Source organism: Helicobacter equorum (assembly GCF_900198655.1).
Taxonomy (GTDB): domain Bacteria; phylum Campylobacterota; class Campylobacteria; order Campylobacterales; family Helicobacteraceae; genus Helicobacter_F; species Helicobacter_F equorum.
In genome coordinates this window covers 1-9,481 of sequence record NZ_FZPO01000064.1, presented here as the reverse complement: position 1 = coordinate 9,481, position 9,481 = coordinate 1, and the positions used below count along the sequence as shown (strand labels likewise).

8 protein-coding genes and 2 pseudogenes are annotated in these 9,481 nt (G+C 30.0%); all 10 read right to left on the bottom strand.

Annotated features, from left to right (window positions below; genetic code table 11):
- Positions 1 to 285: 285 nt before the first annotated feature.
- Positions 286 to 447 carry a hypothetical protein gene (locus C6H22_RS08715; RefSeq protein ID WP_158654677.1) on the bottom strand — a complete coding sequence of 54 codons (162 nt, stop codon included), beginning with the start codon at positions 445 to 447 and terminating at the stop codon, positions 286 to 288.
- Positions 428 to 721: a hypothetical protein gene (locus C6H22_RS07915; RefSeq protein ID WP_104694731.1), complete on the bottom strand. Its 294-nt coding sequence runs from the start codon at positions 719 to 721 to the stop codon at positions 428 to 430. Before C6H22_RS07915 ends, C6H22_RS08715 begins: the two co-directional genes overlap by 20 nt.
- A gap of 32 nt (positions 722 to 753) precedes the next feature.
- Positions 754 to 912, bottom strand: coding sequence for a hypothetical protein (locus C6H22_RS08710; protein WP_158654676.1), 159 nt, complete (start codon positions 910 to 912; stop codon positions 754 to 756).
- A gap of 530 nt (positions 913 to 1,442) precedes the next feature.
- Entirely contained in the window at positions 1,443 to 2,282 is an 840-nt protein-coding gene (locus C6H22_RS07910) for an alpha/beta hydrolase (RefSeq protein WP_104694730.1), read from the bottom strand.
- Between the two features lie 111 nt (positions 2,283 to 2,393).
- Positions 2,394 to 2,662 (bottom strand): annotated as a pseudogene (locus C6H22_RS07905) (NAD(P)H-dependent oxidoreductase); the annotation flags it as partial.
- Positions 2,663 to 3,694: 1,032 nt separating this feature from the next.
- Positions 3,695 to 6,577, bottom strand: coding sequence for a DEAD/DEAH box helicase family protein (locus C6H22_RS07895; protein ID WP_104694729.1), 2,883 nt, complete (start codon positions 6,575 to 6,577; stop codon positions 3,695 to 3,697).
- On the bottom strand, positions 6,577 to 6,891 hold the full coding sequence (locus tag C6H22_RS07890; protein WP_233707095.1) for a hypothetical protein: 315 nt from the start codon (positions 6,889 to 6,891) through the stop codon (positions 6,577 to 6,579). The genes C6H22_RS07895 and C6H22_RS07890 overlap by 1 nt, the downstream gene beginning before the upstream one ends.
- Entirely contained in the window at positions 6,891 to 7,394 is a 504-nt protein-coding gene (locus C6H22_RS07885; protein WP_104694728.1) for a hypothetical protein, read from the bottom strand. The genes C6H22_RS07890 and C6H22_RS07885 overlap by 1 nt, the downstream gene beginning before the upstream one ends.
- Positions 7,387 to 8,181, bottom strand: a complete 795-nt coding sequence (locus tag C6H22_RS07880; RefSeq protein ID WP_104694727.1) for a hypothetical protein — start codon at positions 8,179 to 8,181, stop codon at positions 7,387 to 7,389. The genes C6H22_RS07885 and C6H22_RS07880 overlap by 8 nt, the downstream gene beginning before the upstream one ends.
- Positions 8,182 to 9,481, bottom strand: a pseudogene (locus tag C6H22_RS09200) (site-specific DNA-methyltransferase); the annotation flags it as partial.

Sequence of the window (9,481 nt, the reverse complement as noted above, 5' to 3'; positions counted from 1 at the left end):
GCTTGTTTTGGGTATTCGCATTTACTTTTGCTACACACAATAAGCATACACTAAGTATAAAGTAATATTTTTTCACAGATACACTCCTTGAATGTGATTCCAAATGAAAGATCGTTGCTAAAGATTGTATTATAGTATCTTTAATGTCTTACAACTAAACACGCCAAATTTTCTTTTTTATATATGCAAAATACTAGATTTCATCAAATATACGTCATAAGCTTATCCTAGATCACAATTTTTTCTTGTTATGACATTACTTCACTTATCTTGTATCAAGAAACATCAAGTGTTCTTAATAACCACTCTAAGTCTATCATTTAGGCTAGAATCAAGATTTAAAAAATATTCTAAGCTTAAATCTTCAAAGTCATCGATAAAAATATATTCATTTTGTGTATTGCGTAAAAATTCTAGCGCTTTTTCATCACAGGCTACAAGATACACAAGCAATCCTCACATTGATAAAGTTTGTTTCAAAAATTACCTTTATAGGTTTATCTAGTGTTTTTCCACTTTGTAGACTCAAATTTAGTGCCTTATCAAATGAGTTTAACTCTGCACTACTAAGTAATTCCAAAGTGCCTTGTTTGGTTGTAATAAGTTCTCTTTTGTCGCCAAATTCGGCTTTGTAGAGAGATTCACCCCATTCACACACAAGATAAAATCCCTCTGTATCATTATTTTTACTACAAGTGGTTTTTGAAAGTTTTGCAGACACACGTTATCACTCTCGTATATATCAACTCCATTTTATCCTTGCACACTGCTTGTGGATTCTATAAATATCGATAGGATAGATTCTTGCATATATATCATGTGTGAGAAGTTTCTTTTGTGATCAAAATGTGTCTTTGGATCATTGCTATAAAAATAACTTAAAAACTTGTTACTAAAATATCGCTCTTTCATAGCCTGCCTTTCTCTAATGTTGCCTAAAATTGCTAAAGCTTAAGAATTTGGGGCAAAAGGTATTTTCAAAAAATATCTTTGGAAACTTATCTTTTAAGAATCTAAATTAGGGTAGCACAAAAATTTTTATGAATTATATTTTCTCATAAAATCTACAAGTTGATTGTGAAGCATATTTTACAAAATATTATAATTAATGTGCTGTGTTTTTTGATGGTGTGGTATCAATACTTGAGAATCTCAAATAAAATGTGGCTATTTAGCTATGCAAGATATGTTGGCATTATTAAAATCAAACCTAAAATCCGTGCTAAGGAAGTTATTGTGGATATGATTTTGATTAAAGATTTGCAAATATGCTATCTATACGCAATTTTGTGCGATTTACAATACTCGTTAGAAATCTGAATACTGCTCAAACGTGCGATTGCTACATTGATCCTCCCTTTGAATCTTCCAAGATTGAAAGACAATCTAAATCCATATCCCTAAAGTCATCAAGACATCGCAATCTTTACAAATACAAATCCTTACTTCATAAATATTTCCAATCCTATTTGCAAGGCATAAGGGATAGAGCTACCGTGACTTTGCCCATCTAACTCGATAAATACGATGCTTTTAGAGTTGGGTGCATTTATTTGCAAATCTTGTATTATCTCTTCAAGTTTTATGCTTTGCTTCCTCTTGCTATCTCTCTCCAAGCTACCAAGTGTGAAGATAATAGAATCTGGATTATTCCTTAGCCTCAAAGGTAAAGATAGAAATTTTCCTTCTCCCCACCAAAGTGATGGTGAAGCACAAACATAGTGTGTAAAACTCTGTGGCTCAGATAAAAGTGTATATAAAACAAAAAGTCCGCCAAAAGAATGCCCAAAAAGCAGCTCCTTATGAGGCACTCCAAATCGCTTATGGATAAAGGGCTGCACTTCTTGTGTAATAAAATGTAAAAATATATTAATTCCACCTCCACCGCTAAAAGAATCTTGTAAATCTTCAGTAAGCAAAGGCGTATAGTCATAAGTGCGTAATGCTCTATCATAGGCTAATGGGCTATCGTGTCCTATTGCTACGATAATAGGCAGTGATTTGAGGGGCTTAGCAGATTCTTTTGTAGCTATTTCATTGAGTAGCAAAGGGAAAAACGCATTGCCATCTAGTGTATAAAATACACTCTTTTTATCTGCTTTGTGCTTTGGAATAGCAACATAAATATTATAGAATCTCCCCTCTGCATTTTGCATACGTGTAGTTTCTATCGAAAAAAAATCCTTCGATTCTTGTGTTAGCGGTAGAATCTCTTGCGATGGTGCAGCAAAAACACTACCAAAACATATACAAAGAAATATTAAAATAGTATAACTTTTCATTTTTTTTCTTATCTAAACTTTACTTTTGTTATATGTTTCCTAAATTGATATCTTTATTTTAGTACAACATATTATGGATTAAGTATATAGCATTTATGGATTGTACAAATACTATCCAAACACTTTCTTTAAATATGCCTCATAATCTTTGATATATCGCTCTACTTGTGAATTTTTCATCACATCATTACAGATAAAAGTCGGCAACGCACTCATTCCCATAAACTCGTATACCTTGTGTAAATGAAAATATACACCATCTATGCCCACATCCTTAAAAAAAGTCCATTAGATTCTATAAAAGCTTCTATGGGTGCATTCTAAGTAAGTGAAAACATATTTTTCTTGTCTTTTAAAAGTCCGCCTGTTCCATAACCTTTCGTGGGAGTTGCACTATGATGTCCATATTTACTTTGATTTTCTTTCATAGCTTTTTGCTTTTGTTATAAAAGTTAGACTTTGGATGATTTTAGATTCTATTTTTTCTTGAATAAAAAGTTTAGCAAGGGGATTGAGAGGTTTTTAAAAGTGAAGTATTTGAAAATTTTGGTTTGTGTGAATCTCTTTGTATTTGCAATACCAACCATTTGTGGTAATAGCTCTAAAAATGAGGTTTGATACTTTTATCATTTAAAATAAATTTTGAAATATTATTTAAAATAAAGTTTCTCTTCAATTTTTTTAGGCATTAGATTGATTGTTCCTATTGTGGCAAAAGCAAAATTTATTTTTATAATGGCTTTATTTATAGCTTTATCAATAAACATATTCTTGAATCTTGATAAGGGCATTCTAAAAGGGAGTTATTTAATCTTTATATAGCTCTTTTAGGATTTGAAATACAATAAGATTCTAGAATAAACCTCTATTTGCAAAATAGAAATTGCCATTTTATCGCTTCCTTTTTGGTGAGATTCTAGGATAAATCTACATTTACAAAAACTCCACTCTTAAATGATAATATCGCATTTATGGCTTTTGATTGCATACCCTAAATAAAGAATGATTTAGGGCTATTGGCACTTTTTAATTATCGTAAATCCTCCCTGAATTGATATGCTTAAGTTTGTTTGCTTCTCTATACCGATTTATATAAGCCAAGATATCTTGATTTTCATATTTTAAATTAATTAATGCTTTAATAATGCCAATTTCATAATCTGATATTGGATTTTTTGCCATTTTTGCTTAGTTTTTGTGCGACAGCATTAAACCACCCATAATTGCTAGTGCTTTTATAGCCGTGGATAATATAAACATCTTTAGCAAAGACATTGATAGATAATGCAATCAAAAAAAACTAATAAAATACTAAATTGCTTTGATATAACTCGCAACATTATGAAGTCCTTTTGTTTTTTAATTTTTGTTTTATACAAATACAGAATCAATAAATCAGCATTATTCTTATTCTATTCACAAATTTCTTTCATTATATCTTCAATACTAGGCTTCTTATAACTTTCATAGTCTCTAAATTCAGAATTCGTTTTATTGTAGTAGTATAGATATACTTTAATTTCCTTATTTTTATAAGAGAATTTTTGATTAACATACACAGATTCAAAGCCTTTGATTTTATCTATTGGGTTTGTTTCTCGACTAAGCCCTTTTGGATCTATAAAAACAATCTTGTATTCTTGTGTCGCTTTATCTCTAAACCAAAAAATAAAATCCGGATAGAATTTCCGATTGCTTTGTGCCTGACTATCAAAATATGGGATATAAATATCATCTATATTCTCTACAATCTTGCTAAAGCACCACTCATATTTATCTAGTCTTTTTGAATCTGTTTGCAAAAAATCCTCTAAATCTTTTAAAAATTCCCTTTCACTCTTTTGGCTAATAGCAAAATTGATTTCTGTATTTTTATCATCTTTATTAGAGACAATTAATGGATTATAATAATGCTCTTTTAGCTCTGCACTGATTGCGTAGTCTTTAATATTACATTTTTTTGCATTGTTTTTTAGGTTTTTTGCAAATTCATCTATATTTATTTTTCCACTTTCAAAATCAGCTTTTAATTCTTTCTCACTCTTTGTATTAAGTATATTTTTTATAATCTCACTTATCTCATTTGCGAAGTCTTGCCCCAAAGTCGTTTGAAATTTTTGATAATGATTGATTTCATCACTCAAATCTACAAATTCTTGTAATTCTCTGTTTGTTGCATGCAAGATTCTATCAATGCGACTAATTGTTGTGTTTTTATCAAATTTTTGCATATCCCCATTACTAGATTGAATCCTTGTGCTGTTGTTGTGCAAAAATTTTTGTATTTCTTGCAATGTTTCATAGCTACATTCTTTATGAATGACACATTTACTAAGCACCAAAACATCTTCATCAAAACTTTCTATATATGCTCTTAGATGTGTTGCTTCTGTTTTGTCGATCCTGTAGTTTTTATCTTTAGATTGTGTTTCTTTGTATTTTGGTGTAGGGAGTGGGCTTAAGATATTTGTCTTTTTAAAGCCTTTTATAGGATATTGAGTGATAAAGCTTTCAATTTTTCCTAAAATAAATTTAATCGCTTCAGTATCACTTGCTAAAATAAATAAGGTTTCTATACCACAAGATAAAGGAGACAAAGCCTCTTTTGTTGCGTATTCCAATTGGCTATATTGCATTCTTATTCGCACATGAGCAAAAGGCTCAATTCTTACGCCTCTGCCTATAGTTTGTAAAACATATTTGTTGGCATTTTTGCTACCAATGTTAATAAAATAGATGAGATTCACACGATTGCTATCCCAACCTTCGCTAAAGACTTTGCTTCCAAGCATAATATTAATACTTGAATCTGTGCTGTTAATATCCTTAAAGTAACTCTTTTGTAAATCTTTAAAGCTCTCTACACCAAGCTCTAATAAATGCTCTTTTTCCCACTTTTTGGTTTCACCAATATTTAAGAGCATAAAGGGTTCATCTGCATTTTTGCTCTTAAAGGCTAGTTCTTTGTCATTTGCCCTAAGGCACTCTAAACTTGAAGGCTTACTTGCATGAAAGATATATTTTCTCACATTTTTAGAATCTATATTTTTTACGCATTCTTTAAATTCATCACTTAAAGTATTTTTTGTAAAATAGAGTTCTTGATATTGTAGTTTCTCATAGAGATTGTTTGCGATTTCTTGTATATCTCTATCTTCTTTGAGTATTTGCAATATAGCTTCAAAATAGAGCTTTATTCCTGCATCTTTTGTGTTTACTTTATCTGATACGGCAATGATTAGGGGGTTGTGGTATTTTATATCCGCGACACCAAGACTTGTGGCTTTTTCTAATAGTTTTTCTTTGCTCTGTTTAATGGCACTAAAAAGTATAAATCCTTCTATGATTCTTGTTATTCTCTCATTTTCACCATTTTCGTTGCCAAAAGATTTGAGATTAGAATCTAGCAGGGCGATATTTTTGCCATAACCATCACGATTAAACTTTTCTAGATTGTAGTTAAATGCACAAGTTAAAAAATCAATCTCATCACTAAAAGTTGCAGAAAAATTAAAAATAAATCCCTTAGAAAATCCTTCATAGTCTTTTTGTTTGTCTCCACAAGCTAGTTCATTGATATAGGATTTTCTTATAGAATCCTTGCTATCCCCTTTGTGTGCTTCATCAAGCAAAATATACCAGCCACAATCATTGCAATAATTTTTGTAATCCAGTCTTTTTGCATTTTTATCTTTTCCCACATTTTCTTTGCAATTTAACAAATCACTTCTAGCAATAAATACAATCGTTTCTTTCAATAAACTCGTATTATCCGCACTCTCATATTCTTTTAGCTCCCTCACACTTAGAGAATCTCCATTGTAATTATTGTATTTTGTGATATTGTGTTTAAATTGTTTTAAAATCGTATCATTTGGAGCTAAAAGCATGATAGGCTTATTTGGAATACTTCTTTCTCGCATAGCTTTACCCAAAAGTGAGAGGAGTTTTATCATCACGATAGTCTTGCCACTACCTGTTGCCATCCAAAAAGATGCACGATTAATTTCTGATTCTTTTAGTCTAAAATCTTTATATTTTTCTTGATAGATTCTATAAAGCTTTGCCCCTCTATTTTGTCTATATTCAGAATCTTTGTAGCACATATAACAATCAAGTGCAATCAGTGCATTTTGCACACTCGCGATTTGATAATCTTGCAAACTCATATCTGCGCTAAAGCTTTGTAAATCATAGCGTTCATATATCCCTTTATGTTGCATTCTCTTATCATTGCATATTTCACTTAAGAGCAAATGTTGTTTGATGTCTGCTGTTTGCTTTGCCTTTGCCATTACCTTTCCTTTAGGACTTTATAGGTTTCTTCCAGATTCTTTTCATCTTCTAGGATAAAATTTATATTATATTGTTTGTTATCACTTGCAGTTGTCAAGTATTCCTTTACAACTGAAATTTCTTGCAACTCCCCTTCTTCAAGGATATTTTTTATATGCAAACTTATGTTTTGCTTTGAGGTGTCAAAGCAAGGCTTCTTTAGAAAAAGCTTTGCTAAACTTTCTTGGTTTAAATACACACTATCACCAAGCTCATAAAGCTCGACTCTAATCTTTTTATCTTGCGTGGCGTAGAGGATGATGTTATTTTGCATTAGCTATCTTTTCTTGCTTGTATTATTAGAGCATTCATAAAAATTTTAAGTAACAAATATATAAAAATAAAGTTTTCGGCAAAAATGGCTGCGAGCAAAGCAAATACGATAGCTATAGTATTTTTTTCACTAAAAAAAATACATACCAGTGCTATAAAACTTGCAATAATGGTAGTTAATGCACAATAAATAGCTAATTTAAAATATTCTCTCAAGGTATGTATTTGTTTTTGATCAGGTTTTCTTTCATCTGTAATGTTTAACATGCCTATATACTTTGATGAAAAAATAATTGATAAACTTGTCAAGTAAAAACCAAAAGCTATAGAAATGAAAGTTATTACATTTGTAGTAAAATTTTTTATAAACTCCGAAAAGTCTTTAAGATTTAAAAAACATAACAGAAAATAGGAAAATCCTAAAGAAATAATAAAAAATATAACAAAAACAACAATAACTAATGTCTTGTCTTCTTTGTATATTCCACGCATTATCTTAAGCATTTAATTCATCCAATAGAGCATTTTTAATATCTTCTGGGTTATACATTGCATTTTCATCTTTTGAAGCATAAATTGGCTTTTTATTCAAATATGTTTCAAAATTAAAAATCTTCTCAAATCCACTATCATCTTTACCTACACATTTTAATTTAGTTATTTCTTGATTTGCTCTTTTGTCTTTCATTAGTTCTAAAAATTCTAAAATTTTATTTCTGTTGAAAATACTATTATTTTTAGTTTCAAATTTGAAATAAAATTTATCATACTCTCCTTCTCCACAAACATCTCTCACTGCATTAAAAATATCCCCACTAAATAAATTATTATCAGCCCAAAAAGTAATCTCATTAATTGATGTAATTTCTTTTACAAATTCATTGGGATTAATATAATAATTTTTAATATTAAATTCAATATTAAAAGTTTTTTGTAAAAATTCTTGCACAAATTTTTTCTGCAATATATTTGATATATAAAATGTAACATGTTTATAATCATACATACAGAAAATTTGATTTCTTAATTCAGCTTCTTTTATATCTCTTTTATTTGAAAAAACTTCTTTGGTTTCCGTATTTATAACTTCATCTGCATATGGCTTAGCTTTGCCATATTTTATATATATCCAAAAGAATCTATCCTGAATAATTTCACAATTAACTATACAACATTTATCATCAACATCATATATATGTTTTTGTTTATTTTCAAAATCACTAAGCCTTGGATGCCTATTTTGATTTACAATTAATTCACATTCGGTAAATGTTAAACTAGTTCCACTCATCTATTTCTCCCACCAGATTAGATTTCTTAGTTTTGGGTATTTGATTAAGTCGATATTTTCTAGATTTACAATGTCATCATTTTCAAATTTGCAAGATTGTATGCCATTTTCATCAAGAAAAATACTTTTAATTTTAAGCCCCAAGAGATTTGACATTGTAGTAAAAATATCAAAGCTTTTATTGTATTTGCTCATATCAAGGCAGATTTTCTCACCTTTTTTAAGCCCTTTGATAAGTTTGCGTGATTTTCTATAATCAATCAAAGAATCTTTATCTAGCACATATTCACATTGCTCTAGGGATTCTTCATAGCTTTCAAGCTCATAGTATCTAAAAGCACCACCACCTTTAAACTCTACTTCTTTGCTAATCCCACTTGCAAAACCGCCGATAACCTTTTTCATTCGTGGAATTATCACTTGATAAACATGCTCTCCCATTTCTACGCCAAGCCATTTACGCCCTAATTTATGAGCAGTGGCTAAGGTCGTGCCACTGCCTAAATGATAATCAAAAACTATGGAATCTTCATTGCTACTTGCTTTGATGATTCTTTGTAGTAATTTTTCTTGCTTTTGTGTTGAAAAATTTAAAAATTCTGCTCCGTGAGCAGTTGCCATAGATGGAATATCATTCCACACATCATATTCCGACTTTCCTAACAACATCCATTTATTATTTTCAAATTTTTGAGGCGGGTAATAAGGCTGATCTCTTTTCCACATCATATAATATTTCCCATTCTCATTCATAGGGAATTCTAACATCATCAAAGTTAAAAATATGATTTTCACATCCATATGAGTATATAGTATCATGCTTTGGCGCAAATTTCATATTTGTATTGGTAGTTCCCCTATAATTCCAAATTATCTCATTAATAAAATTTTCTTCCCCAAATATTTCATTTAAAAGCTCTCTACCAAGATAATTTGCATTGTAATCTAAATGCAAATAAAAACTTCCCCTATCACTTAAAAATTCTTTTGCTAGCTCTAAGCGATTATGCATTAAAGAAAGCCAAGTGCTATCTTGAAATCTATCTTTGTATTCAAAATCGCTTCCGGTATTAAATGGCGGATCAATATAGATTAAATCAATCTTGTCTTGATATTTTGGCATGAGAGAATTAAGGGCTTGAAAATTATCACTTTTGATTAGCTCTCCATGTAAAATCTCATCCAAATTATCAAATGCACCCAAAAGCTTATAATAATTCTCTTCGCTCAAATATTTCGTATCAAGGGGAAGGAATCTGAATTTCTCATCATTAATATTTTTGATTTCAAAATGCTCATC